Source organism: Streptomyces sp. NPDC091282 (assembly GCF_044757385.1).
Lineage (GTDB): Bacteria > Actinomycetota > Actinomycetes > Streptomycetales > Streptomycetaceae > Streptomyces > Streptomyces gramineus.
Window position 1 is genome coordinate 266,124 of record NZ_JBIVUX010000005.1, and the last position, 26,507, is coordinate 292,630.

Here is a 26,507-nt window from a genome sequence, read left to right on the forward strand (position 1 = left end):
CGCGGAGTTGTCCACAGCCCCCGCACCTCCTATTGACGTTGTCTCTAACAACTGTCACATTCACCAGTGTCAGGTTACGGACGCGTACCGCAGTCGACGGGGACGGAGCGGATGACGACGACAGCGCAGGACGTACTCTCCGAACGCGCCACGGAGCTCCAGGGTTTCCGGCGCGTGCAGCGGCTCGCCTACGACTGCGCGGAGGCGGTCGCGGCCCGGCTGGAGCCCGGGATCACCGAGCGCGAGGCGGCCCGGATGCAGCGCGAGTGGCTGCGCGCCCGCGGCGTGCGGGACTGGTTCCACCTCCCCTTCGCCTGGTTCGGCGACCGCACCGCCTTCACGGACTTCCGCGTACCGCTGCAGTTCTTCCCGACCGACCGCAGGCTGGAGCCGGGGATGCCGTTCATCCTCGACATGGCCCCGGTGTTCGAGGGCTGCACGGCCGACATCGGCTACTCCGGGTCGCTCGGCGTCAACCCGGTGCAGGACCGGCTGATGGCCGACCTGGAAGCACACCGGGCACTGATCCTGCGCGAGGTGCGCGAGCGCCGCCCGCTGCGCGAGATCTACGAGGACGTGGACCGCCTCATGGTCCGCCAGGGCTACGCCAACCGGCATCGCGCGTACCCGTTCGGCGTGATCGCCCACAAGGTGGACCGGGTGAAACAGCGCCGCTGGTCACCGCAGCTGTTCGGGTTCGGCACCCAGTCCCTGAAGGGGCTCGCCTCCGACGCCCTGCACGGCCACCGCGACGGCTGGTCGCCCCTGTGGTCGCCGTACCGCTTCTCCGACCACCCGCCGCGGCCCGGCCTGTGGGCGGTCGAACCCCATCTCGGCTTCCGGGGCACCGGAGCCAAGTTCGAGGAGATCCTCGTGGTCACCGACTCCCGGGATCCCGAGCAGAGCGCCTTCTGGCTGGACGACGATCTGCCGCACGTGCGGCGCTGGGCGGAGGACAAGTGACGGCACTGAAGGGCGCACGCGAGCGGCGGGTGCACACCGGCGGCATCGAGCTGTGCGTGGCGGAACTGGGCGACCCGGCACAGCCGACGGTCGTCCTCGTCCACGGCTATCCGGACAGCAAGGAGGTCTGGTCCGAGGTCGCGCCCCGCCTGGCCGAGCGCTTCCACGTGGTGCTCTACGACGTCCGGGGCCACGGCCGCTCGACCGCACCGCAGCCACTGCGCGGCGGCTTCACGCTGGCCAAGCTGACCGACGACTTCCTCGCGGTGATCGACACCGTCAGCCCGGACCGGCCGGTGCACCTGGTCGGCCACGACTGGGGCTCGGTGCAGTCCTGGGAGTTCGCCACCGTGGGCCGCACGGAGGGCCGGATCGCCTCCTTCACCTCGATGTCCGGCCCCTCCCTCGACCACTTCGGGCACTGGATCAACGCGCGCGTGAAGCGCCCGACGCCCCGCCGGGTCGGCCAGCTCCTCGGCCAGGGCGCCAAGTCCTGGTACGTGTACCTGCTGCACACCCCGGTCGTGCCGGAACTGGCCTGGCGCGGCCCGCTCGGCAGGGCCTGGCCCGGCATCCTGCGACGGGCCGAGAAGCTCCCCGCCGGGGACTACCCGACCGATTCCCTGCGCTCCGACGCGGCCCACGGCGCCTGGCTGTACCGCGACAACGTCCGGCCCCGGCTGCGCCGCCCGCGCGAGGACGCCTACGCGCACGCGCCCGTGCAGCTCATCACGCCCCTCGGCGACGCGTTCCTCTCCGAGCGCCTCTACGACGACCTGGAGCGCTGGGCACCCCGGCTGACCCGCCGCACCCTGCCCGACAAGCACTGGATCCCGCGCACCCGCCCGGACCAGGTGGCGGCCTGGATCGAGGAGTTCGTGATCTCCGTGGAGGACGGCCGGGGCGCCGAGCCGAAGCGTGCGGACCGCCATGCCCAGCGGTTCGGCGGCCAGTTGGTCCTGGTCACCGGCGCGGGCAGCGGCATCGGCCGGGCCACGGCGTTCGCGTTCGCGGAGGCGGGCGCGCGCGTGGTGGCCGTCGACCGGGACGCCGAGGCCGCCGTCCGCACCGCCGAGCTGTCCCGGCTGATCGGCGCGGCGGACGCCTGGGCCGAGACGGCCGACGTCTCCGACGAACAGGCCATGGAGAGGCTCGCCGAGCGCGTGCACCGCACGTACGGGGTGCTGGACGTGCTGGTCAACAACGCGGGCATCGGCCTGTCCGGCTCCTTCCTCACGACGACCACGGAGGACTGGCGCAAGGTCCTGGACGTCAACCTGTGGGGCGTGATCCACGGCTGCCGCCTGTTCGGCGCCCGGATGGCCGAGCGCGGCCAGGGCGGCCACATCGTGAACGTCGCCTCGGCGGCCGCCTTCCAGCCCTCGCGGGCACTGCCGGCCTACAGCACGTCCAAGGCCGCGGTCCTGATGCTGTCCGAGTGCCTGCGCGCCGAACTCGCCGGCCGGCGCATCGGCGTGACCGCGATCTGCCCCGGCATCGTCAACACCGGCATCACGTCGACCGCCCGCTTCACCGGGGTCGACGAGGAGGAGCAGCGGCGCAGGCAGCAGCGCTCGGCCCGGCTCTACGGGATGCGGAACTACCCGCCGGAGAAGGTCGCCTCGGCGATCCTGGAGGCGGTGGAGCACAACCGGGCGGTGGTCCCGGTGACGCCGGAGGCGCGCGGGGTGCGGCTGCTGTCGCGGGTGGCACCGGGGGTGCTGCGCAGGATCGCGCGGGTGGAGCCGAGGCTGTGACAGCCGGGTCCCCGGCCGGGTCCGCCTATCGCATCGAGGACCTGGCCCGCCTGTCCCGGACCACCGTCCGCACCGTCCGCGCCTACCAGGACAAGGGCCTGCTCCCCCGCCCCGAGCGCCAGGGCCGGGCCAACCTGTACTCCGACGCGCATCTCACCCGCCTCCACCAGATCGCCGACCTCCTCGCCCGCGGCTACACCCTGGCCTCCATCAGGGAACTGCTCGACGCCTGGGACACCGGCCGCGGCCTGGCCGGTGTCCTCGGGCTCGTCACCGAGGCCGAGGGTCCCTGGACCGACGAGCAGCCGGCCCGTCTGTCCCGCGCCGACCTGGACGCCCGCTTCGGCGGCGCACCCGACGACACGGCCGTGGCCGAGGCCGTGGCGCTCGGCATCCTGGAGCCGGTGCCCGGCGACCCCGGTTCGTTCCTCGTGCCGAGCCCTCAGGAGCTGGCCGTGGCAGCCGAGTTGCACGCGGCCGGGGTACCGCTCACCGCGATCGCCGGTCATCTGCGGGAGTTGAGGGTCCAGGTGGAGCACATAGCCGCCCGTTTCCTGGAGTTCACCACCGAGCACGTCTTCGCCCGCTATCTCGACGACCCGCACCACCGCACCGACGCGAAGGCGGCCGAAGCGGCCTCGCTGGTACGGCGCCTGCGTCCGCTGGCCCAGCTGACGGTGGACGCCGAACTGGCGCGGGCCATGCGCCTGTTCGCCACCCGCGAGGTGCGCAGACGGCTCGGGGCGGAGGAGCGGGCGGAGACCCCGGACCAGACGCGCACCGTGGCCCTGCCCGCCGACACGATCGAGTCCGTACGGAGCCTCGTTGGCCCGGAGCACATCGCCGAGTTCATCGCACTGGCCGCCGAACGGGAGGCGCGAGCGCGGCACTTGGACGCCCTCACCGCAGATCACAGGCCTGTTACCGATCTTGGCGAAACACCCTGAATCACCCGGCCGTTGTCCACAGCGCCGCCAAATTCCTTGTGGATAACAGCACTTGGCTGTGGATCAAACCTCCCGCGAAAAAAGAGCTGCGTGATCCGCGTCTCTCCCGGCACGCTGGCCGGATGAACGACGAGAAGAACCACAGACCGAACGGCGAAACGAACGACAAGCCGACCATAGGACAGAACGACAGGATGAGGGACGAACGGCGCACCGTGAAGGTGTCGAAGTACCTCTCGAAGCACCTGCGCCACCAGCCCGAGCGCATCGGCCTCACGCTCGACGAGGCCGGCTGGGTGGAGATCGACACACTGCTCGCCGCCGCGGCCGCGCACGGCTTCCCCGTCACCCGCGAGGAACTGGACCACGTCGTCGCCGCCAACGACAAGCAGCGCTTCGCGATCGAGGGCGCCCGGATCCGCGCCAGCCAGGGCCACAGCGTCGACGTCGACCTCGGACTGCCCCCGGCGACCCCGCCGCCGTACCTCTACCACGGGACCGTGGACCGGTACCTGGACGCGATCCGGAGCGAGGGGCTGCGCCCGATGAACCGGCACGACGTGCACCTGTCGGCCGACCGCGAGACCGCGACCCGGGTCGGCGCCCGCCGCGGACGCCCGGTCGTCCTCTCCGTCGACGCCGGCGCGATGCACCGGGACGGGCACGTCTTCCACGTCAGCGCGAACGGGGTGTGGCTGACCCGGGCCGTACCGCCGGGGTACCTGCGCTTCCCCGGCCCGCACTGACCCTGCATGATGACCGGTATGGACCAGAGCGACCGCAGGGACCACCTCCCCACGACCGAGGCGGCCGTGACCGCCCTGCACGCGATCGCCGCCGAGCACGGCCGCGAGATCGAGGTGACCCACGACATCGGCGCCGACCGGACCTCCCGGCGCGTGGCGGCGGGCGTCGGTGTCACCGCGGACCCCGACGGTTCGCTGCCGCACGAGGCGTACGCCGAGTTCGGCGGGGCGCCGCAGGTGAGCGTGCGGCTCTACCCGGACGACGACGCGCTCATCACGGTGGAGGGCGTCGAGTTCCACGACGTCCCGCGCGACGACGTGCCCGCGTTCCTGCGCTCGGTCTTCGGCGGCCTGGCCAGCGTCCGCTCCCGCCGCTTCCCGCCCGTCTCCTCGCTGGTCGTGCCGCTGCCCGGCGACCGCACGTACAAGGAGACCGTCCCCGTGTACCTGCTCACGCCGTGGCTGAGCCGCCGCATACGGTGACCGTTTCGTCCACCGCCGACGGCGCCCCTTAGTCTCGAACGCATGAGTCTGCGCCTGAGCACCGTGATCCTGCCGTACCGCCGCTGGAACGAAGGCGGCCGTACCGCCTGGACGCGGGCCGAGGAACTGGGCTTCCACACCGCGTACACCTACGACCACCTCTCCTGGCGCAGCTTCCGGGACGGCCCGTGGTTCGGCGCGATCCCGACGCTCACCGCCGCCGCCTCCGTCACCGACCGGATCCGCCTGGGCACCCTCGTCACCTCGCCGAACTTCCGGCACCCCGTGACGCTCGCCAAGGAACTGATCTCCCTCGACGACATCTCGGGAGGCCGGGTGACGCTCGGCATCGGCGCCGGCGGCACCGGCTTCGACGCCACCGCACTGGGCCAGGAGCCGTGGACCGCGCGCGAGCGTGCCGACCGGTTCGCCGAGTTCGTGCCGCTGCTCGACCGGCTGCTCACCGAGGACTCCGTGACGCACGAGGGCACGTACTACTCGGCCCACGAGGCGCGCGACATCCCCGGCTGCGTGCAGCGGCCCCGGCTGCCCTTCGCGGTCGCGGCCACCGGCCCGCGCGGGCTGAAGCTCGCCGCGCGGCACGGACAGGCATGGGTCACCACCGGCGACCCGAAGCTGTACGAGAACGGCACGCCCGAGCAGTCCGTCGAGGCACTGCGCGGCCAGACGGCGCGGCTCGGCGAGGCCTGCGCCGCGATCGGCCGGGACGCGTCCGCGCTGGACAAGGTGCTGCTCACCGGCTTCACCCCGGACCGGGCCCGTCCGCTGACGTCCCTGGACGCCTTCGTCGACTTCGCCGGCCGCCACCGGGAGCTGGGCTTCACCGAGCTGGTGATCCACTGGCCCATCCCGGACTCGGACTTCGCCGCCGACGAGAAGGTCTTCGAGCAGATCGCCATGGAGGCCCCGGCCCAGCTGACCTGAGCCCGCGGGACGGGGGACCGGGTCCGGCCGGGGGCCGCGAAAGTCGTCTGTGTCTCATCTGTGCGCCGCACCGCACTGGCGTGCGGGCATATGCGCGAGAATGGGCCGGTGACCTCAGCGACCAGACAGCCCGAGACCCCCGCCTGCGCGACCCCGCCCCGGCTGATCGCCACCGATCTCGACGGCACCCTGCTGCGCGACGACAAGTCGGTCTCCCCGAGGACGGTCGCCGCGCTGGCCGCCGCCGAGGAGGCGGGCATCGAGGTCTTCTTCGTCACCGGCCGCCCGGCCCGCTGGATGGACGTGGTCAGCGCGCACGTGCACGGCCACGGCCTCGCGATCTGCGGCAACGGCGCCGCCGTGGTCGACCTGCACGGCGGCCCCGGCGCCCACCGCTTCGTGAAGGTACGCGAACTGGCCAGGGAGAACGCGCTGGACGCGGTGCGCCTGCTGCGCGAGGCCGCGCCCGGCACGGTGTACGCGGTCGAGCAGACGTACGGCTTCCACCAGGAGCCCGCCTATCCCAAGCTGCACATGGAGAAGCCGGACCACCTGCTGCCCGCCGAGGAGATCCTCGCGGCCGACGGGCTCGGCACCGGCGAACCCGTGCTCAAGATCCTCGCCTTCCACCCCGACCTCGACCCCGACGCCTTCCTCACCCTCGCCCGGCTGGCCGTCGGCGACCGCGCCACCGTCACCCGGTCCAGCCCCAGCGCCCTGCTGGAGATCAGCGGTCCGGGGGTCTCCAAGGCCAGCACGCTGGCCCTGGAGTGCGCCGAGCGCGGCATCTCCCACGAGGAGGTCGTGGCCTTCGGCGACATGCCCAACGACGTCGAGATGCTGACCTGGGCCGGACGCTCGTACGCGATGGGCAACGCCCACCCCGCCGTGATCGCCGCCGCCTCCGGCCGCACGGCCGCCAACAACGAGGACGGTGTCGCGGTCGTGATCGAACGGCTGCTGGCCGCCCGCGACTGACCCGGAGCGCCGGGCGGTCCTAGGGCGCGGTCAGCAGGCCGCCAGGCGCCTGCGCCGGTGATTCCGTCGCCGCCTCCCGTTCCGCCATCGTCCGGAACGGGCCGGTCACGGCGGCCAGTTCCCGGTACGGCCCGCGCTGCGCCACCCGGCCGCCGTCGAGCACGATCACCTCGTCCACCGCCTCCAGGCCCGCCAGCCGATGGGTGATCAGTACCGTCGTCCGGCCCTCGGTGGCCGCCAGCAGGTCGGCGGTGAGCGCGTCCGCGGTGGCCAGGTCGAGGTGCTCGGCGGGTTCGTCCAGGACCAGTACAGGGAAATCGGCGAGCAGCGCCCGGGCGAGCGCCAGCCGCTGCCGCTGGCCGCCCGACAGCCGGGCCCCGTGCTCGCCGACCAGCGTGTCGAGCCCATCGGGCAGCCCGTCCACCCAGTCCAGCAGCCGGGCCCGGTCCAGCGCGTCCCGCAGATCCGTGTCGGTGGCGTCCCTGCGCGCGAGCAGCAGGTTCTCGCGCACGGAGCTGTCGAAGAGGTGCGCGTCCTGGGCGCACAGCCCGACGAGCCGCCGGACGTCGTCGCTCTCCACCGCGTACGCGTCGACGCCGGCCAGCGTGTAGGAACCCGCTTCCGGGTCGAGGAACCGCAGGAGGACCTGGGCGAGGGTCGTCTTGCCGGAACCGGAGGCACCGACCACGGCGACCCGCCGTCCCTGGTCGAGGGTCAGGTCAAGGCCGCTGAGCGCGTCCCGGTGCTGGCCCTCGTGACGGGCCGACAGCCCCCTCAGGACGAGGGGGAAGGGCGCGGCGGGCGCCCGGCGCGGGCGCTCGGGCTCCCGTACGGGTTCCGGCGCGTCCAGCACCTCGTAGATGCGCTCGGCGCTCTTGCGCACCCGCTGCCGGTGCCGCACCGCGAGGGGAAGCCCGAGGACGGCCTCGAAGGCGGCCAGCGGCGTCAGCACCACCACCGCCATCGCCACCCCGCTCAGCCGCCCGTCGGCCACCCCCTGGGCGCCCACCAGCGCCGTGGCGGCGACGGTCAGGCCCGTCAGCAGGGCGGTCAGTCCGTCCCCGAGCGCGGTGACGGCGGCCGCCCGCGAGGCGATCCGGGTGAGCGTGCCGTCGGCCTGCCGGACCTCGCCGGTACGGGCGGGCAGCGCGCCGGCGACGGTCAGTTCGGCGGTACCGGTCAGCAGGTCGGTGACCCGGGTCGCGAGCAGGCCGCGGGCGGGCGCCAGCCGCTGCTCGGCCCGGCGGGCCACGGCGGAGGTCACCAGCGGGACACCGACACCGGCCGCCAGCAGCCCCACGGCGAGGGCGGCCCCCGCCTCGGGCAGCAGCCAGGCGGTGAAGCCCACGGCCGCCGCCGACACGGCCGCCGCCGCCCCGGCGGGCAGCAGCCACCGCAGCCAGTAGTCCTGCAGCGTGTCCACGTCGGCGACCAGCCGGCTGAGCAGATCCCCGCGCCTGGTCGCACGGAGTCCGGCGGGAGCGAGCCGTTCGAGGCGCCGGTAGACCGCTACCCGGGTGTCGGCCAGCATGCGCAGCACCGCGTCGTGCGAGACCAGCCGCTCCCCGTAGCGGAACACGGCCCGCCCGATGCCGAAGGCCCGGGTGGCCGTCACGGCGACCATCAGATAGAGCACCGGCGGCTGTTGCGAGGCCCGCGAGATCAGCCACCCGGAGGTCGCCATCAACCCCACGGCACTTCCGAGCGCCAGCGCACCCAGCAGCAGCGCGAGCGCCAGCCGTGCCCGCCGGGCCCCGGAATCCGCCCGCACCCGGGCCAGCACGCCCTTCCCCGGCACGGCCGCCGAGCCCGCCCCACCGCTCGGAGCAGGCACGGGCCGCTCCTCCGAGCCGCGCTCCGGCCGGTCGGCCGCCTCACCCTCCCGACGACCCGGTCGAGCAGGGGCCGGGCGGAGTTCCCCGGGGGCCTCGCCGCCGGAGAGCCGCACCACCCAGTCCGCCGCCGGGAGCAGCGCCGGCCGGTGCACCACCAGCAGCACCGTCCGCCCGGCGGCCAGCCGCCGTACCGCCGCCACGACCTCGGCCTCGGTCGCCCCGTCCAGCGCTGCCGTCGGCTCGTCCAGCAGCAGCACCGGCCGGTCCGCCAGGAACGCCCGTGCCAGCGCCAGCCGTTGCCGCTGTCCGGCGGAGAGCCCCGCGCCGTCCTCACCGAGCACGGTGGCGGCGCCGTCCGGCAGCGCGTCCACGAACTCCAGGGCGCCGGCGTCCCGCAGCGCCCGCCGCACCGCCTCGTCGTCCGCGTCGGGACGTGCGAGCCGTACGTTCTCGGCGATCGTGCCGGCGTACAGATGCGGTCGCTGCGGCACCCACGCGATCCGCGACCGCCACGCCTCCAGGTCGACCGCACCGAGTTCGGCTCCCCCGATCCGTACCCGGCCCGCCGTCGGCCGCACGAACCCCAGCAGCACGTCCAGCAGCGTCGACTTGCCCACTCCGCTCGGGCCGACCAGCGCCACGGTCTCGCCGGGGGCCACGGTGAACGACACGTCGGTCACCGCGTCCGCCGAGCGGCCCGGATAGCGGACCGTCACCCCCTCGAAGGCCAGGGACGCCTCGGCCGGGACCTCGCCCGCACCGGACGCCGGCAGCGGCGTCTCCAGCACCGCGAAAATCTCCTCCGCGGCCGCGACCCCCTCCGCCGCCGCGTGGAACTGGGCACCCACCTGCCGGAGCGGGAGGTACGCCTCCGGGGCCAGCACCAGGATGACCAGTCCGATGTACAGGTCCATGTCGCCGTGCACCAGCCGCATGCCGATGGTTACGGCCACCAGCGCCACCGAGAGCGTGGCGAGCAGTTCCAGGGCGAAGGACGAGAGGAAGGCGATCCGCAGGGTCCGCATGGTCGCCTGCCGGTACTCGCCGGTGATGCGGCGAATGGACTCGGCCTGCGCCTTGGCCCGCCCGAACACCTTCAGCGTGGGCAGCCCTGCGGTCACGTCCAGGAAGTGGCCGGACAGCCGCGACAGCAGCCGCCACTGACGGTCCGTCCGGGACTGGGTGGCCCAGCCGATCAGCACCATGAACAGCGGGATGAGCGGCAGCGTGCCGACGATGATCGCCGCGGAGACCCAGTCCTCGGTCACGATCCGGGCCAGCACCGCGACCGGGACGACCACCGCGAGACCCAGCTGCGGCAGGTAGCGCGAGAAGTAGTCGTCGAGGGCGTCGACACCTCGCGTGGCGAGCGTGACCAGCGATCCGGTCCGCTGACCGGTCAGCCAGCCGGGTCCGAGCGCGACCGCCCGGTCGAGAAGCCGGCCGCGCAGTTCGGACTTGACCGCCGCGCTCGCCCGGTGCGCCGCCAGTTCGGTCAGCCAGGAGACCAGCGCCCGGCCGACAGCGACGCACACCAACAGCACGAGCGGTGTGCGGAGTTCGGATGCCGAGTGGCCGTGCTGGAAGGCGCCGACCACCACGTCGGCGATGAGCATCGCCTGGGCGATGACCAGCCCGGCGCCGACGGCACCGAGGCCGACGACGGCAGCCAGGAAGAGACGAGTGGCTCGGGCGTAACGCAGCAGACGCGGATCGATTGGTTTCACGTGAAACATGCCCTTCGGCCCGGAGTGGGTGTTTCACGTGAAACACCCACTCCTTGGACTCTTACGGACTCAGTGGGCGGCTTCGGCTGCGATGTGCTGCGTGCCGATCCGCTTGCGGAACACCCAGTACGTCCACCCCTGGTAGAGCATGACGAGCGGCGTGGCGATCGCCGCCAGCCAGGTCATGATCTTCAGGGTGTAGGGGCTCGACGAGGCGTTCGTGACCGTGAGGCTCCACTCCGGGTTGAGCGACGACGGCATGACGTTCGGGAAGAGCGACAGGAAGAGCATCGCCACGGCGGCCACGATGGTGACGCCGGAGAGGGCGAACGCCCATCCCTCACGGCCCCGCAGATTGGCTCCCAGGGCGGCGACCAGCGCGACGACCGCCACCACCAGGGCCACCAGGCTCTTGCCGTCCCCGCTGTCGGCCTGGGTCCACAGCAGGAAGGCCAGCGCCAGCACGGCGCTGAGCAGACCGACCTTGGTCGCCAGCTTCCGCGCCCGCACCCGTATGTCACCGACGGTCTTCAGCGCGGTGAACACCGCCCCGTGGAAGGTGAACAGGGTCAGCGTGACGAGTCCGCCGAGCAGGGCGTGCGGGTTGAGCAGGTCCCCGACGCTGCCGACGTACTCGAAGTGCCGGTCGATCTTCACGCCCCGCACGATGTTGCCGAAGGCCACGCCCCACAGGAACGCCGGGATCAGCGAGGTCCAGAAGATCGCGGTCTCCCAGTTGCGCTGCCAGTTCTCCTCGGGCCGCTTGGCCCGGTACTCGAAGGCGACACCCCGGACGATCAGGCAGACCAGGATGACCAGCAGCGGCAGGTAGAAGCCCGAGAAGAGCGTGGCGTACCACTCGGGGAAGGCGGCGAAGGTCGCCCCGCCCGCGGTGAGCAGCCACACCTCGTTGCCGTCCCAGACCGGGCCGATCGTGTTGATCAGCACCCGCTTCTCGGGCCGGTCGCGGGCGAGCAGCTTGGTGAGGATGCCGACCCCGAAGTCGAAGCCCTCCAGGAAGAAGTAGCCGGTCCATAGGACGGCGATCAGGACGAACCAGACGTCGTGAAGTTCCATGACTGCGTCTCCCTGGGCCTAGTACGAGAAGGCCATCGGCTTGTCGGCGTCACGCGCCTCGCCGCCGATCTTCGTGGGCGGGTTGAGGTCGTCGTCGGTGAGCTCGGGCGGACCTCCCTTGATGTACTTCACGAGCAGCTTGACCTCGATGACGGCGAGGACGGCGTACAGCGCGGTGAAGGTGATCATCGAGATGAGGATCTCGGTCTGGGAGACACCGGGGGAGACGGCGTCCCGGGTCTGCAGGACGCCGTAGACGACCCACGGCTGCCGGCCCATCTCGGTGAAGATCCAGCCCCAGGAGTTGGCGATCAACGGGAAGCCCAGCGTCCATATCGCCACCAGCCAGTACAGCCGGCCGAGCTTCGGGCTGAGGGCCTTGTTCTTGAAGAGGACCAGGTGCGGTACCTCGTCCTCGCCGACCCGCAGATGCTGCGGCAGCATGAACTTCCTGCGGGTCAGCCAGAGTCCGGCCAGGCCGATGGCGAAGGACGCCATACCGAAGCCGATCATCCAGCGGAACGCCCAGAAGGTGACGGGGATGATCGGGCGGTAGTCGCCCGGACCGTACTTCTGCTGTTCGGCCTTGTTGGTGTCGTTGATGCCGGGGACGTAGGAGTTGAAGTCGTCGTCGGCGAGGAACGACAGGACACCGGGAACCGACAGTTCGACGCTGTTGTGGCCCTTGCTCACGTCGCCGTAGGCGAAGATCGAGAACGGTGCCGCGTTCTGCCCGTCCCACAGGGCCTCCGCGGCGGCCATCTTCATCGGCTGCTGCTTGAACATGACCTTGCCGAGGGTGTCGCCGCTGATCGCGGTGAGCATGCCGGCGATGACGACGGTGACCAGACCCAGCCGCAGCGAGGTCTTCATCACGGTGATGTGCTTCTTGCGGAACAGGTGGAAGGCGGCGATGCCCACCATGAACGCGCCACCGGTCAGGAAGGACGCGGCCAGCGTGTGGAACGCCTGGGCCAGCGCGGTGTTCTGGGTCAGGACAGCCCAGAAGTCGGTCAGCTCGGCGCGCCCCTTCACCTTGTCGATCTTGTAGCCGACGGGGTGCTGCATCCAGGAGTTGGCCGCGAGGATGAAGTACGCGGACAGGATCGTGCCGATGGAGACCATCCAGATGCAGGCCAGATGGATCTTCTTGGGCAGCTTGTCCCAGCCGAAGATCCACAGCCCGATGAAGGTGGACTCGAAGAAGAAGGCGATCAGCGCCTCGAAGGCGAGCGGGGCGCCGAAGATGTCACCGACGAACCGCGAGTAGTCGGACCAGTTCATGCCGAACTGGAACTCCTGCACGATGCCGGTGACCACGCCCATCGCGATGTTGATCAAGAAGAGCTTGCCCCAGAATTTGGTCGCCCTGAGGTACTTCTCCTTCTCCGTGCGCACCCATGCGGTCTGCAGGCCCGCCGTGAGGGCGGCCAGGGAGATCGTCAGCGGGACGAACAGGAAGTGGTAGACGGTGGTGATGCCGAACTGCCAACGCGCCAGCGTCTCCGGCGCCAGGGCCAGGTACACGTCGTCAGTCTCCTTACGTCGCCGAGAACCAGCGGCACTTTGTGCCCTTTGTCACGTACATACGGAACAAACGAGACGAGCTTGTGAATGCATTCACATTCACAAGCCATTATGACCTACTGATTTTCGAAGGAACCACGGGGGTCATGTCTTCTCCGTCACGTCGCCTCGCGACCAGACCGACGGCGACAGCGACAGCGACAGCGACAGCGACGGGCGCAGTGTCGGCCGCGGCGACCGGTTTCACGTGAAACCCCAAACGAAACGGGGCCGCCTCACCGGCGACCCCGTACGAGTGCGAACAGCTCGACTGCCGGACTCCCGGCGGTCAGAGCTCCTTGCGGAAGTGCTCCGCCGCCTTCAGGAAGATGTCGTTCGCCTCGGTCTCCCCGATCGTCACCCGGACACCCTCGCCCGCGAACGGCCGGACGACCGCGCCGTGCCCCTCGCAGAGCTGGGCGAAGGCCGTCGTACGCTCGCCCAGCCGCAGCCACACGAAGTTGGCCTGGGTCTCGGGCACCGTCCAGCCCTGGGCACGAAGGTCGCCGACCACGCGCTGTCGCTCGCACACCAGCGAGCCGACCCGGCCGAGCAGTTCGTCCTCGGCCCGCAGGGAGGCGATCGCCGCCTCCTGGGCGAGCTGGCTCACGCCGAACGGCACCGCCGTCTTGCGCAGCGCCGCCGCCACCGGCTCATGGGCGATCGCGAAGCCGACCCGCAGGCCGGCGAGGCCGTACGCCTTGGAGAAGGTGCGCAGCACGCAGACGTTCGGCCGCTCGCGGTAGATCTCGACCCCGTCGGGCACCTCGGGGTCGCGGATGAACTCCCGGTAGGCCTCGTCGAGGACCACCAGCACGTCCTTCGGCACCCGGTCCAGGAAACGCTCCAGCTCGGCCCGCTTCACGACCGTGCCGGTCGGGTTGTTCGGGTTGCAGACGAAGATCAGGCGCGTCCGGTCGGTGATGGCGTCCGCCATCGCGTCCAGGTCGTGCACCTCACCGGTCGTGAGCGGCACCTGGACCGAGCGGGCGCCGCTGATCTGCGTGATGATCGGGTACGCCTCGAAGGACCGCCAGGCGTAGATCACCTCGTCGCCGGGACCGCTGGTGGCCTGGAGCAGCTGCTGGGCCACGCCGACCGAGCCGGTACCCGTGGCCAGATGTCCGACGGGGACGCCGAAACGGTCCGCCAGCTCGTCCATCAGACCCGTGCACGCCATGTCCGGGTAGCGGTTCAGGGCCGCCGCGGCGGCGGTCACCGACTCCATCACGCCCGGCAGCGGCGGATACGGGTTCTCGTTGGAGGAGAGCTTGTAGGCAACCGGGCCGTCCGCCGCAGCGGGCTTGCCCGGCTTGTAGGAGGGGATACCCTCCAGCTCGGCGCGCAACTTGGGGCTCGTCTCGCTCACCGCAGTCCTCCTCGCGACCACCGGCGGACCCTCCGCGCCGCCGGCATCCAATACTGCTTACCTTATGAGGATTCGGCTCCGCTGCGTACAGGAGCGGTGCGACCCGGTAGGTGAGGGCCTGACCTCGTCCGTCCCACCGGCATCACGGGCAACACGACACGAAGGCGCATTTTTCGGGGGCGCGCCCTACATATATCTACGCGCCGGTGGCTCGCGCCGTAGCGCGCATCACCCGTGAAGGTGAGTTGAGACCTCTTCGAGACATCGGGCACTTGGCAGGCCCATGCGTGCCGACACGACACGTCTCCCTATTGGATCGTTCAACTGACTTTTTTTCTAAGGTAGTTGACCCGCTTTGACCTTGCAGAAACGTGCCTGTCAACGCGTGCATATGCGTCCGCACTACCCCACCGCATGAGCCCTACTATCGGCTCGCCATGACAGCAGCAGGGAAGCACCAGGTGAGCCGCGCGGAAACCTCCCGGCGAGGCAGCCGGCCGGGCCGAGCGGGCATCAGAGACGTCGCCGCCGCCGCCGGGGTCTCCATCACGACCGTCTCCGACGCCCTCAACGGCAAGGGCCGGCTCCCGGATGCCACCCGGCGCCATGTCCGCGAGGTCGCCGACCGGCTCGGATACCGCCCCTCGGCCGCCGCCCGCACCCTCCGTACCGGCAAGTCGGGACTCATCGGCCTGACCGTGACCACGTACGGGGATGAACCTTTCACCTTCACCGAGTTCGCGTACTTCGCCGAGATGGCACGGGCCGCCACCTCGGCCGCGCTCGCCCGCGGCTACGCCCTGGTGATCCTCCCCGCGACCTCGCGCCACGACGTGTGGTCGAACGTCGCCCTGGACGGCACGGTCGTCATCGACCCCTCCGACCAGGACCCGGTGGTCAGCGAGCTGGTCCGGCAGGGCCTGCCGGTGGTCTCCGACGGCCGTCCGGCCGGCGAGCTCCCGGTCACCGCCTGGGTGGACAACGACCACGAGGCCGCCGTACTCGGCATCCTCGACCATCTCGCCGACGCGGGCGCCCGCCGGATCGGCCTGCTCACGGGCACCACGACGGACACGTACACCCACCTGTCCACCACCGCCTACCTGCGCTGGTGCGAACGGGTCGGCCAGGACCCCGTCTACGAGGCCTATCCGGCGCACGACCCGTGCGCGGGCGCGGTCGCCGCCGACCGGCTGCTGGCCCGCCCGGACCGCCCCGACGCCGTCTACGGCCTCTTCGACCCCAACGGCACCGACCTGCTCGCCGCCGCCCGCCGCTACGGACTGCGCGTCCCCGACGACCTGCTGCTGGTGTGCTGCAGCGAGTCGACCGTGTACGCCAACACCGAGCCGCCCATCACCACGCTCTCGCTGAAGCCGCGCCGGATCGGGACGGCGGTGGTGCAGCTGCTCATCGACGCGATCGAGGGCGTGGAGTCGGACCAGCCGGTCGAGCAGGTGATACCGACCGAACTGATCGTGCGCACCTCCTCCCAGCGACGTCCGCCGCGCACCACGGTCAGCCCGCCACGGGCACCGGAGGAGGAGTAGCACGAACGGCTCCTGCCCACGCGCGGACGCCCCGCACGCACGCCCGGCCGGGCGGTACGCGTGCGGAGGCGGCCGACGCGCCTGCCGGCCGTCGTCACAAGACGGCCGGCGAGCGGCCCGCGCGCGGCCGAACCCCCGCCCAACCGGGACGAAAGCCGCGCTGAAGTGGAGTCCTGCTCCGATTCACCACCCCTGGGTCATCACACGGCGCGACGGGCGTTCCTATGATGGGCCCACGACACCGCGGGCCGCTGCGACCAGGCAGTCCGAAGCGGTGCAGCTGCGGCGCGATGGTGGAGGGGTCTGATGACTCAGGGGGCCGGTCAGGGACCCGAGGCGGAACGAACGGCGACGTTGCGCGACTTCCGGGTGCCCGCGTACGTCAACGAGACCGGTCCGTACGCCGAGAGCACCCACCCGGGCGAGGCCGCCCCGCCGCTCGACGAGCCGTACCCGGACGGATATCCCGAGGGGTACACGCCCACCCAGCGCGACCTGCCCGTCATCAACCGCGGCGACACGGTCCAGCTGCCGGTCGAACCGGACCCCGATCCGGCCGCTCGGACGGCGACCGGTAACGGCCCGCTGTACGTCGTCGGCGACGTGCACGGCTACGTCGACGAACTGCTCGGCGCGCTGCGCGAGCAGGGGCTGATCGACGCCGACGGGCAGTGGTGCGCGGGCACCGCCCGGCTCTGGTTCCTCGGCGACTTCACCGACCGCGGCCCCGACGGCATCGGCGTCATCGACCTGGTGATGCGGCTGTCCGCCGAGGCGGCCGCGGCCGGCGGCTACTGCAAGGCCCTCATGGGCAACCACGAGCTGCTGCTGCTCGGCGCCAAGCGGTTCGGCGACACGCCCGTCAACTCGGGCGCGGGCACCGCCACCTTCCAGGCGGCCTGGCTGCTCAACGGCGGCCAGAAGACCGACATGGACCGGCTCCAGGACCACCACCTGCAGTGGATGGCCCGCCTGGACGCGGTCGAGGAGGTCGACGGCTACCTGCTGGTCCACTCCGACACCACGGCCTACCTCGACTACGGGGACTCGATCGAGGCGGTCAACGACACGGTCCGCGAGACCATCACCCGCAATGACGCGGACGAGGTCTGGGACCTGTTCCGCAAGTTCACCAAGCGGTTCTCCTTCCGCGACGAGGGGGGTGCAGACGCCGTCCGTTCCCTTCTCGATACGTACGGCGGCACCCGCATCGTTCACGGACACAGCCCGATTCCCTATCTGCTCGGGGAAGTCGGCTCCGAGGACGGCGAGGAGAACGCGGGTCCCGTGGTGGAAGGACCGCACGTCTACGCGGACGGGCTGGCCATCGCCATGGACGGCGGAGTGACCATGGCCGGAAAGCTGCTCGTCAGGCAACTTCCACTGGACGTCTGAGGGTTCGGCGCGCTGTTCTGTACCCCGACGTCACACGCGGGCCACCCCCAATTTCCGGCAACCCCCTGTCACCGCGTGCCTTGACGGCTCTACCATCGGTTTATCCGTAGCAGGCTCCCCTCCGTTTCTGCCCGACGGTTCGCCGGCGTGCGAGCCACCAGCCCTACGGAGCATCGGGGGATGCACATGAACAGCGTTCCGCAGCACCTGCACAGCGAGGACCGCCAGGAATACGAGCGGATCCTCGATGAGGCGCTGCGCTCCGCCCCTTACCGTCCCGAACTGGCCGGCGCCGGCCGGCCTCTGAACACCGAACAGCTGCGCACCATGGCGCTCAACGCCACCGCCCTGATAGCGGCGGCCGCGGCGGCCGAGTACCAGCACTACGTGAAGGTCCGCGAGGAACTGCGCAACCCCGCGCGGTCCACCCCGTCCACCGTCCACGAGTCCGGCTCCGCGGAGCCGGCCACGGGCGGCGCCATGGGGCTCGCCACCACCCTCGGCGAGGCCGCCGAGACCACCGGCGCCGGCGGTTTCGCCCTCGCCCTGGTCCTGGCGCCCGTGCTCGCCGGCACCGCCGCCGCGATCTTCCTGCTCGTCGGCTACGTCCTGAAGATGCTGGATCCGGCTCCGGCGTTCGCCCAGACCATGCTCACGGCGGGCTGGGTCTTCGGCGTCGTGACCGCGGCCGCCATCCTCATGGCCGGCGCGGGGCTGCTGCTCACCGCACTGCGCAACAGTCCCTCACTGGAGGCCGGAGCCTACGGTGAACCCGGCGGGGAGGTCTCCAAGGCCCGCGACGCCTGGCGGGACGCCCTGCTCGAACGCGGCATCCTGCCCTTCCTGCGCGAGGCGCTGGCCGCGGGACCGGGCACGGCCGAGCTGCGCCGCACTACCCCGTCGGGTCCCGGCAGCCGGATGCCGCGGCTCGGCTACGGCCGTCCCGGCTTCAGCACCGACGACGGCGCCGCGCCCGCCCCCCGGCCGAGCTTCACGAGCCCGGACTACACCAGCCCGGACTTCGGGGGGCCCGAACACCAGCCGGAATAACCCGGCTTGCGCCCCGGCGGGGGCGCAGGCCGGACACCCGGCGGCGAAGGGGGGCTGGGTACACCCTGCATGGGGAGGACAGTCCCATCCTCCGACGTCTCCTGTCCCGGTTAGCTGGTGATCGACGCCGACCAGGACTCAGAGGACCGGGGGATTCGGACATGCACAAGCCGTCGTCGAGGAAGGCCGGGGCAGCCGTGCTGGCAGCAGCGCTGCTCGCGCTCGGCTCGCCCGCTCTCGCCACCGCCGCCGCGGGGCACACGGCCGCACGGCACGCGTACGACCAGGACACGCTCCGGCGGGACCTGGCCGCGGTACGGAAGGCCGGGGGCGGTGACGTGAACGTGCTGGCCAGGGTCGACCGGGCCGACGGGCCTCCGCTCATGGCACGCATCGGGACCAGGACGGCCGGCTCCTCGGCCCCGGTCCCGTGGAACGCGCACTTCCGTGTGGCGAGCACGACGAAGACGTTCGTGGCGACCGTGGTCCTGCAACTCGTCGCGGAGAATCGGCTGTCGCTCGACGACACCGTCGAGCACTGGCTGCCAGGCGTCGTCACCGGGAACGGCAACGACGGCGGCCGTATCACCGTCCGCGACCTGCTCCGCCAGACCAGCGGGCTGTACGACTACATCGACGACCCGGACATCCAGGACCGGCTGCTCCACCACTTCGACGAGAACCGCTACGACACCACGCCGGCGGCCGACCTGGTCGCGGTGGCGATGCGGCACCGGCCGGCCTTCGTGCCCGAGCCGCACGGACCCACCCGGTGGGCGTACTCCAACACCAACTACCTGCTGGCCGGGATGATCGCGGAGAAGGCCGGGGGCGCTCCCTGGGACGCGCTGGTCGAGCACCGGGTGATCGCGAAGCTGGGACTGCGCGACACCTCCGTCCCCGGTCTCGACCCGTTCCTGCCCGGCCCCTATGTGCGCGCGTACCTGACGGGCGCCGACGGCGAGCGGCTCGACGTCACCGAGCACAGCCTTCAGCACACCGCGGACTCCGGTGTGGTGAGCACCACCGCCGACCTGAACACCTTCTTCCGGGCCCTGGCCGGCGGAGAGCTGCTGCCCGCCGCGCAGTGGCGGGAGATGCGGCAGTTCGTGGAACGGACCGACGACCCGGAGGACGTGGCCGAGATGCCCGAGGGCACCTACGGCCTGGGGCTGCGCGAGATCCCGCTCTCCTGCGGCGGCTTCTACTACACCCACGAGGGCGACGGAGCGGGCGTCAACACCCGCCCCGCGGTGAGCGCCGACGGCAGACGCGCGGTGACCGTCTCCCTGACGACCACCACCGCCCCACCGGACCTGCCGGCCCTCAACCGAGCGACGAACGCCCTCATCGACCACGCCCTGTGCACCCGGCCGCCTAAGGCCTGACCCCGCCTCCTGCGCCGGCTCGGTCCACGACGGGGAGAGGGACCCGGCTCCCGCTCGCCGCGAGGGCCGCCGGGACTCGGGGCGCTCAGAGCAGGCGCAGGTCGGGCAGCCGGCCGACCACGACCACGACGCTCACCGGCTTTCCCGTGCTCGCACGTCCCAGCCACACCGGATGCGTGCCGTCTCCGTCGGTGCAGAAAGATACGAGGTCACCGCCGGTCGCTTGATCCGTGGTGCGCACGTACCCGTCGCTGACGGTCTCTCCGGCGTCGTCCTCCTGCTCCACGAGGTAGCGCCGGTAACGGTCCGCGAGTCCTTCCCACCCCGAGGCATCGGCGAAGGCTCCCGCGGCGCCGTCCGTGTCGAAGCCGTATATCTCGTTCTCACGCAACAGCCTGACGTCGTCGCCCTCGGCCAGTGCCGGCTCCCAGGAAGCGGCTGGTTCCTCCGCCAGCAGGAGGCGGACGGCGACCTCCTCCTTCACAGCCGTGCGCACGTCCTCGTACTCGCTCTCAAAAGCGACCACGGCAGCCTGCACGCGGTACTCACCCGGGGGGATCCGCTCGGACAACTCGCGGCCGGCGCCGCGGCCCTCGGTGAGCGGATCCGCGACGACCAGCCTGCCGCTGGGCAGGCGAAGAGTCGCGATGTCCAAGATCGCGCTGACCGTCATCTCCGGCTCGACGCTCGTCGCGATCCGTGTGCCCGGCTCGAACAGCTCGTCGAGATGGGCTCGTCGAGCCGGACGCGGAGGCCGCCAGAGGGAAGGACGGGCATCGGCGGCGCGGTGCGCGCCCCATGCGTCGGTCCCGCTCCCGGTGGCGTCCACGAACTCCGGCTGCTGCCCCGAGGGCAACGGCTGCGACAGGAGCAGCTGCCCGACCCCGCGTACGCCGAACGCCTCCCGCGCATGCCACCGCTCCTCTTCGGGGATGTTCGCGGGCGTGTGGTGCGACGGTCCGCTGTCCCCCTTCGGCCGGCTCACCCTGCTCCCCTTGCCATCCGGAAAGAGATCCACGTAGCTACGTCCGGCTTCGGGGGCGAACTCGGCCTGCCCCTCGGTGTCATAGCGCCATTGCCCGACGTGGCGCAGAAACAGACGCCCGGGTTCGAGCAGGCGCCAGTCGACCTCCATGGTTCGCCGACCCTGATCGTCGTACACCCATGCGCCCACGTGAGAATCGCCCCAGGCCACCAGGTGCACCTCGACCGGTGAGGTGCGGCCCTCCAGCCGGTGGACCATGACGTAGGGCTGCCCCGCACGGTCCCGTGCCTCGGCCTCTGAGCGCGAGAGCGGGTGGACCACGGTCCGGGAGGCGAGGTCCCATCCTTGCGCGAAGGACACCTTCACCGTCTGCTCACCATCGCCCATCATGCCTCCCGAGCTGCGCCGATCCTGCTCCCGCCGTTTCGAGGAACCATAGGCGCGGCATGTGACAACGGCCGGGGCGCTGTGGACGAGCGGTAGGACAGGCGGTGCCCGGATCGGCCGACCCCGAGCACCGCCCGGATGTCAGTCGGCGATGGGCAGATACACCCGGTTCCCGCTCGCCGCGAACTCCTTGGACTTCTGGGCCATGCCCTCCTCGATCTCACCCCGGCTTCCGCCGTGCTCGCGGCGGATGTCCTGGGAGATCTTCATCGAGCAGAACTTCGGTCCGCACATCGAGCAGAAGTGCGCCGTCTTGGCGGGCTCCGCCGGGAGCGTCTCGTCGTGGAACTCGCGGGCCGTGTCCGGGTCCAGGGCGAGGTTGAACTGGTCCTCCCACCGGAACTCGAAGCGGGCGTCGGACAGCGCGTCGTCCCATTCCTGCGCGCCCGGGTGGCCCTTGGCGAGGTCGGCCGCGTGGGCGGCGATCTTGTAGGTGATCACGCCGGTCTTGACGTCGTCCCGGTTGGGCAGGCCCAGGTGCTCCTTGGGCGTGACGTAGCAGAGCATCGCCGTGCCCCACCAGGCGATCATCGCGGCACCGATGCCGGAGGTGATGTGGTCGTACGCGGGCGCGACGTCCGTGGTCAGCGGGCCGAGCGTATAGAACGGAGCTTCATCGCAGATCTCCTGCTGAAGGTCGATGTTCTCCTTGATCTTGTGCATCGGGACATGGCCCGGGCCCTCGATCATCGTCTGTACGTCGAAACGCCTGGCGATCCGGTTGAGTTCCCCGAGCGTGCGCAGCTCCGCGAACTGGGCCTCGTCGTTGGCGTCGGCGATGGAGCCGGGGCGCAGGCCGTCGCCCAGTGAGTACGTGACGTCGTAGGCGGCGAGGATCTCGCAGAGTTCCTCGAAGTTCTCGTACAGGAACGATTCCTTGTGGTGCGCGAGGCACCAGGCCGCCATGATCGAACCGCCGCGCGAGACGATGCCGGTCTTGCGGTTGGCGGTGAGCGGCACGTACGGCAGCCGTACGCCCGCGTGGACGGTCATGTAGTCCACGCCCTGCTCGGCCTGTTCGATCACCGTGTCTTTGTAGATCTCCCAGGTCAGCTCCTCGGCCCGGCCGTCGACCTTCTCCAGTGCCTGATACAGCGGCACGGTGCCGATGGGGACGGGGGAGTTGCGCAGTACCCACTCGCGGGTGGTGTGGATGTTGCGGCCGGTGGAGAGGTCCATGACCGTGTCGGCGCCCCAGCGGGTCGCCCAGGTCATCTTCTCCACCTCCTCCTCGATGGAGGAGGTCACCGCGGAGTTGCCGATGTTGGCGTTGACCTTCACCAGGAACCGCTTACCGATGATCATCGGCTCGATCTCCGGGTGGTTGACGTTGGCCGGCAGCACGGCCCGCCCCGCCGCGATCTCCTCACGGACGACCTCGGGGGAGACGTTCTCCCGGATGGCCACGTACTCCATCTCCGGGGTGACCTCGCCCCGGCGGGCGTAGGCCAGTTGCGTGACCGCCTCACCGTCCCGGCCGCGGCGCGGCTGGCGCGGACGGCCCGGGAAGACCGCGTCCAGGTTGCGCAGCCCGCCACGCGGAGCGGTGTGCTTGATCCCGTCGTCCTCGGGGCGGACGGGGCGCCCGGCGTACTCCGCGGTGTCCCCGCGGGCGATGATCCAGTTCTCCCGCAGCGGCGGCAGGCCCCTGCGGACGTCGGTCCCGACGAGCGGATCGGTGTACGGGCCGGAGGTGTCGTAGAGCGTGACCGACTGCCCGTTGGTGAGATGCACCTGACGGACCGGCACCCGGAGGTCGGGGCGCGAACCCTCGACATACCCCTTGTGCCAGCCGATGGACTTCCCGGCCTCCGTGGACGGTTCACCCGGAACGGGCGATTCGTCCTGACTGGAGGCAGGCGTGCGTACGTCCTTGTTGGTCATGAGACCTACTCCCTACGCCGGCATTACCCGGTAACAGGTTCGGCGGTCGACGCAGCGGCTTCCGTCGGGCGGCGTTTCCTGTGAAACATCACTCGTTCCACGTGAAACATCGCGAATACGGAGGTCAGCGCCCTCTCAGCCCGGTGCTCCGAGCTCCCGCGTGTGCAAAGGTGCCTCCACGCTAGCGTCAATTCGGGCGCGGTGAACAGAGGGCCCCTGTCGTTCTTGCGATGATCTGGCGGTGACCACGACACAGCAGCACCCCTATCCGCCCCCCGACCCGAGGCGTGGCAACGGCGCCGGGCAGGGCGGGGGAACCGGCCACGGGGGCCATGGTGCCGGTGACGGACCCGGCCACGGACCGGGTGGCACGCACACGCAGGGCCACGGACGGGACGGCGTGCACGACCAGGGGCACGCCCACAGTCACGACGACGGCCACTCCCACGGCCACCCGCCGGGTCAGGGCTCCGGTCAGGGCGGTTCCGGGGCAGGCGGCGGACACGGTCACTCGCACAGCCACAGCCATGGACCCGCCACGCCGGTCTCCAAGCACCTGCGCAAGGTCATCGCGGCGATCCTCATCCCCTTCACCGCCGCGGTCGTGGTCGGCCTCGCGGTGCTGTGGCCCGGTGGCGCTCCGCCGCACGAACGCACCGGCGTCGGCTTCGACCGCCAGACCCAGCAGGCCACGGTGACGAAGGTCATCTCGGTCAGCTGCAAGTCCGTCAACGCCTCCGGGGGAGGCTCGGCCGGGGACACCTCCACCGGCGAGGGCGACTCGGCGAAGCCGGAGGACGGCACCTGCAAGAAGGCAACGGTCCGGGTCGGTACCGGAAAGGACACGGGCCGCACGTTCACCGAGATCGTGCAGCCCGACCAGTCGCGGCAGTTGCACGAGGGCGAGAAGGTCGTGGTCGCCTACGAGCCCTCGGCGCCCAGGGATCTGCAGTACTCGGTCACCGACGTGAACCGGAAGTTCCCGATGGCGCTGCTGGCCGGGATCTTCGCGCTCGCCGTCGTCGTGGTGGGCCGGCTGCGCGGTGTGATGGCCCTCGTCGCGCTCGCCGTCAGCTTCATGGTGCTCACCCTGTTCATCCTCCCGGCGATCCTGCAGGGCTCGAATCCGCTGCTGGTGGCGGTGGTCGGGTCGAGCGCGATCATGCTGATCGCGCTGTACATGTGCCACGGCCTGTCGGCCCGGACCTCGGTGGCGGTCCTCGGCACACTGGTGTCGCTGTGCCTGATCGGCGTCCTCGGTTCGGAGTTCATCGACTGGGCGGCGCTCACCGGCAACACCGATGACAACACCGGCCTGATCCACGGCCTGTACCCGTCGATCGACATGAGCGGTCTGCTCCTGGCCGGCGTCATCATCGGCTCCCTCGGTGTCCTGGACGACGTGACGGTGACCCAGACCTCGGCCGTCTGGGAACTGCACGAGGCCAACCCGACGATGGGCTGGCGCGGGCTGTACCGGGCGGGCATCCGCATCGGCCGCGACCACATCGCCTCCGTGGTCAACACCCTGGTCCTGGCCTACGCGGGCGCCGCGCTGCCGCTGCTGCTGCTCTTCTCCATCGCGCAGAGCAGCGTGGCGACCGTGGCCAACAGCGAGTTGGTGGCCGAGGAGATCGTGCGCACCCTGGTCGGCTCGATCGGCCTGGTCGCCTCGGTGCCGGTGACCACGCTGCTCGCGGCCCTGGTGGTGTCGGCCGACCGGCCGGGCAGGGAGGCGGTCGCCTCCGCGGAGGTTCCGGCGCGCGGCGGGCGGGGGCGGCGCAGGAAGCGGTGAGGGCGCCCCTGAGGCGGTGAGCACGCTCAGGGAGCACGGTGCGGGCGCTGAGGCGCGGTGTGCGCCTCAGGTCGCGGTGTGCGCCGGGAGCGGGCCCGCGTCGGCGGGCAGAGGGGCCAAGGTCGAGCCGGGGACGCGCAGAAGCGTTACTGCGCGTCCTCGCACGACACGGCGGAGCGGCACGCGGCTGTGCCGTAACGCTTCAGCCCGCGCTCTGCTCCTCGGCCAGGATGCGGTCCAGGGCCTCTTCGAGATGCGCGTCGAAGTCGGCGAGCGCCCCTTCCTGCCCCAGGGGCACCAGCTTGTCCGTACGGTCGAGAAAGGCCACCAGCGGCGGCGCCGACGACCGGAACACCGCCTGGTCGCAGCCGACCTGAAGCCTGATCAGCACCTCGCCCAGCACCTCGGAGTCGGCGGGGGCGATGTGCACGTCGCCCTCCCCGCAGGGCCGGCCCACCCCGTCGATCAGCAGCTCACGGCCGAAGGCCCAGGTCACCGGCGCGTCCCCGGGCAGATGGAAGGTGAGCCGTACGGCATACGGATCACTGGTCTCGTAGCGCAACTCCACGGGGATGCGGAAGGAGAGCTCCTCCGAGACGAGAAAGCTCATCATGACTTCTGCTTGTACGGACTCGCGCATCGCCTACCCCGTCATATGGCACCGACTGGCCGGTTTATCCCTGAGATGGTGGTCAAATCTTGCTGAACGTACACAGCAGATCACAAGGAGTGAGTTTTCAGATACTGATAGCGATCGCCAGCGAGCCCAGATGCCGTCCCACCTCGGCCTGCAGCTGCCGCGCGGCGGGCAGCAGCCGGTCCGCCTGGTGGACGGGCAGGGAGATGGCCACCGTGGCCGCCGTGGTGCCGACGGTGATGGGGATCGCCGCGCACACCGCGCCCAGCGCGTACTCCTGACGCTCCATCACCGGTTCCATCCGCCGCGTCCGCTCCAGCCGCCGCAGCAGCGTATGGCTGTCACGGACGGTGTACGGGGTGAGCGTCTGCAAGGGGTACCGGTCGAGATGGTCACGGCGGGCGTTCTCGTCCAGCTGGGAGAGCAGGCACTGGCCGACGGCGTGCGCGTGGCCGGTCTCGCGGAAGTCGGCCCATTCCTCGACCGCCGGAGTGCCCGGCGAGTCGGCGACGCACATGACCTCGATCTCACCGTCCCGGTACATCGCGTAGTACACCGGAGCGCCGATCGCGTCCCGCCAGTGGGCGAGGGTGTCGACGACCGCGCTGCGACGTTTCTGCTGCGCTCCGCTGCTGCTCAGCCGCTCCGCGGCCTCGCCGAGGAAGAAGAATCCCTTGTCCCGGCGCAGATAGCCCTCGTGGACGAGGGTGCGCAGCAGGTGGTAGGCGGTGGGCAGCGCGAGGCCGGTCTCGCGCGCCAGTTGTTTGGCGGGGGCGCCGTGTTCGTGTCCGGCGACACATTCCAGCAGGCGCATCGCGCGCCGCACGGATCCGATGAGGGTGGCCGAGTGCGGCTGCGCGGGGTCGGGCGGGGAGGCCGGCCGCTGCACGGGGGGCGTGCTGGACCGGCGCTGGGTGGGGGGTGGGGGATGTTCCGTGGGTGCGGAGGTGGCGTCAAGCGTGGCCAAGGGTCACTCCCGGAGC

At 71.1% G+C, this 26,507-nt stretch carries 20 protein-coding genes and 1 riboswitch; of the genes, 12 read left to right on the forward strand and 8 right to left on the reverse strand.

The window, feature by feature from the left end; genetic code table 11:
* Window positions 1–111 precede the first annotated feature (111 nt).
* The 7 genes from ACIQOE_RS24630 to ACIQOE_RS24660 all read left to right on the forward strand — a co-directional run bounded on the left by ACIQOE_RS24630 (window position 112) and on the right by ACIQOE_RS24660 (window position 6,819).
* On the forward strand, window positions 112–963 hold the full coding sequence (locus ACIQOE_RS24630) for a M24 family metallopeptidase (protein WP_401413760.1): 852 nt from the start codon (window positions 112–114) through the stop codon (window positions 961–963).
* Window positions 960–2,720, forward strand: coding sequence for an SDR family oxidoreductase (locus ACIQOE_RS24635; protein WP_401413762.1), 1,761 nt, complete (start codon window positions 960–962; stop codon window positions 2,718–2,720). Before ACIQOE_RS24630 ends, ACIQOE_RS24635 begins: the two co-directional genes overlap by 4 nt.
* Window positions 2,717–3,667 (forward strand): MerR family transcriptional regulator, encoded by a 951-nt coding sequence (locus tag ACIQOE_RS24640; RefSeq protein ID WP_401413764.1) that lies wholly within the window; start codon window positions 2,717–2,719, stop codon window positions 3,665–3,667. Before ACIQOE_RS24635 ends, ACIQOE_RS24640 begins: the two co-directional genes overlap by 4 nt.
* 194 nt (window positions 3,668–3,861) lie before the next feature.
* On the forward strand, window positions 3,862–4,413 hold the full coding sequence (locus tag ACIQOE_RS24645; protein ID WP_351934164.1) for an RNA 2'-phosphotransferase: 552 nt from the start codon (window positions 3,862–3,864) through the stop codon (window positions 4,411–4,413).
* A gap of 18 nt (window positions 4,414–4,431) precedes the next feature.
* On the forward strand, window positions 4,432–4,896 hold the full coding sequence (locus ACIQOE_RS24650) for a hypothetical protein (RefSeq protein ID WP_401413766.1): 465 nt from the start codon (window positions 4,432–4,434) through the stop codon (window positions 4,894–4,896).
* A gap of 42 nt (window positions 4,897–4,938) precedes the next feature.
* On the forward strand, window positions 4,939–5,841 hold the full coding sequence (locus ACIQOE_RS24655) for an LLM class flavin-dependent oxidoreductase (RefSeq protein WP_401413768.1): 903 nt from the start codon (window positions 4,939–4,941) through the stop codon (window positions 5,839–5,841).
* Window positions 5,842–5,931: 90 nt separating this feature from the next.
* Window positions 5,932–6,819, forward strand: a complete 888-nt coding sequence (locus ACIQOE_RS24660; protein ID WP_365559108.1) for a Cof-type HAD-IIB family hydrolase — start codon at window positions 5,932–5,934, stop codon at window positions 6,817–6,819.
* A 19-nt stretch (window positions 6,820–6,838) separates the two neighbouring features.
* On the opposite strand, the gene cydD is transcribed toward ACIQOE_RS24660, so the two are convergent.
* The 4 genes from cydD to hisC form a co-directional block, all read right to left on the reverse strand.
* Window positions 6,839–10,381 (reverse strand): thiol reductant ABC exporter subunit CydD, encoded by a 3,543-nt coding sequence (gene cydD, locus ACIQOE_RS24665; RefSeq protein ID WP_401413771.1) that lies wholly within the window; start codon window positions 10,379–10,381, stop codon window positions 6,839–6,841.
* Between the two features lie 69 nt (window positions 10,382–10,450).
* On the reverse strand, window positions 10,451–11,458 hold the full coding sequence (gene cydB / locus ACIQOE_RS24670) for a cytochrome d ubiquinol oxidase subunit II (RefSeq protein ID WP_362170325.1): 1,008 nt from the start codon (window positions 11,456–11,458) through the stop codon (window positions 10,451–10,453).
* An 18-nt stretch (window positions 11,459–11,476) separates the two neighbouring features.
* Window positions 11,477–12,985 (reverse strand): cytochrome ubiquinol oxidase subunit I, encoded by a 1,509-nt coding sequence (locus tag ACIQOE_RS24675; protein ID WP_351316401.1) that lies wholly within the window; start codon window positions 12,983–12,985, stop codon window positions 11,477–11,479.
* A gap of 328 nt (window positions 12,986–13,313) precedes the next feature.
* Entirely contained in the window at window positions 13,314–14,393 is a 1,080-nt protein-coding gene (hisC, locus tag ACIQOE_RS24680) for a histidinol-phosphate transaminase (protein WP_365559105.1), read from the reverse strand.
* Window positions 14,394–14,830: 437 nt separating this feature from the next.
* On the opposite strand from hisC, the gene ACIQOE_RS24685 reads away from it, so the two are divergent.
* The 4 genes from ACIQOE_RS24685 to ACIQOE_RS24700 all read left to right on the forward strand — a co-directional run bounded on the left by ACIQOE_RS24685 (window position 14,831) and on the right by ACIQOE_RS24700 (window position 19,776).
* Window positions 14,831–15,943: a LacI family DNA-binding transcriptional regulator gene (locus tag ACIQOE_RS24685; RefSeq protein ID WP_351316407.1), complete on the forward strand. Its 1,113-nt coding sequence runs from the start codon at window positions 14,831–14,833 to the stop codon at window positions 15,941–15,943.
* A 306-nt stretch (window positions 15,944–16,249) separates the two neighbouring features.
* On the forward strand, window positions 16,250–17,338 hold the full coding sequence (locus ACIQOE_RS24690) for a metallophosphoesterase (protein WP_351316410.1): 1,089 nt from the start codon (window positions 16,250–16,252) through the stop codon (window positions 17,336–17,338).
* 180 nt (window positions 17,339–17,518) lie between these two features.
* Window positions 17,519–18,388, forward strand: coding sequence for a hypothetical protein (locus tag ACIQOE_RS24695; protein WP_399011845.1), 870 nt, complete (start codon window positions 17,519–17,521; stop codon window positions 18,386–18,388).
* Window positions 18,389–18,549: 161 nt separating this feature from the next.
* Window positions 18,550–19,776: a serine hydrolase domain-containing protein gene (locus ACIQOE_RS24700; protein ID WP_401413775.1), complete on the forward strand. Its 1,227-nt coding sequence runs from the start codon at window positions 18,550–18,552 to the stop codon at window positions 19,774–19,776.
* Window positions 19,777–19,861: 85 nt separating this feature from the next.
* Here ACIQOE_RS24700 and ACIQOE_RS24705 read toward each other — a convergent pair whose 3' ends face one another.
* Both ACIQOE_RS24705 and thiC read right to left on the reverse strand, forming a co-directional pair.
* Window positions 19,862–21,151 (reverse strand): DUF4241 domain-containing protein, encoded by a 1,290-nt coding sequence (locus ACIQOE_RS24705; protein ID WP_401413777.1) that lies wholly within the window; start codon window positions 21,149–21,151, stop codon window positions 19,862–19,864.
* 138 nt (window positions 21,152–21,289) lie between these two features.
* Window positions 21,290–23,092, reverse strand: a complete 1,803-nt coding sequence (gene thiC, locus ACIQOE_RS24710; RefSeq protein ID WP_363012964.1) for a phosphomethylpyrimidine synthase ThiC — start codon at window positions 23,090–23,092, stop codon at window positions 21,290–21,292.
* A riboswitch (TPP riboswitch) is annotated at window positions 23,085–23,262 on the reverse strand. (Overlaps the previous gene by 8 nt.)
* A gap of 71 nt (window positions 23,263–23,333) precedes the next feature.
* Here thiC and ACIQOE_RS24715 point away from each other — a divergent pair.
* Window positions 23,334–24,887, forward strand: coding sequence for a YibE/F family protein (locus ACIQOE_RS24715; protein WP_401413779.1), 1,554 nt, complete (start codon window positions 23,334–23,336; stop codon window positions 24,885–24,887).
* A 202-nt stretch (window positions 24,888–25,089) separates the two neighbouring features.
* On the opposite strand, the gene ACIQOE_RS24720 is transcribed toward ACIQOE_RS24715, so the two are convergent.
* Together ACIQOE_RS24720 and ACIQOE_RS24725 are read right to left on the reverse strand one after the other, a co-directional pair.
* Window positions 25,090–25,527 carry an SsgA family sporulation/cell division regulator gene (locus ACIQOE_RS24720; RefSeq protein ID WP_351316428.1) on the reverse strand — a complete coding sequence of 146 codons (438 nt, stop codon included), beginning with the start codon at window positions 25,525–25,527 and terminating at the stop codon, window positions 25,090–25,092.
* A gap of 97 nt (window positions 25,528–25,624) precedes the next feature.
* Window positions 25,625–26,413, reverse strand: a complete 789-nt coding sequence (locus ACIQOE_RS24725) for an IclR family transcriptional regulator C-terminal domain-containing protein (protein WP_365559096.1) — start codon at window positions 26,411–26,413, stop codon at window positions 25,625–25,627.
* Window positions 26,414–26,507 lie beyond the last annotated feature (94 nt).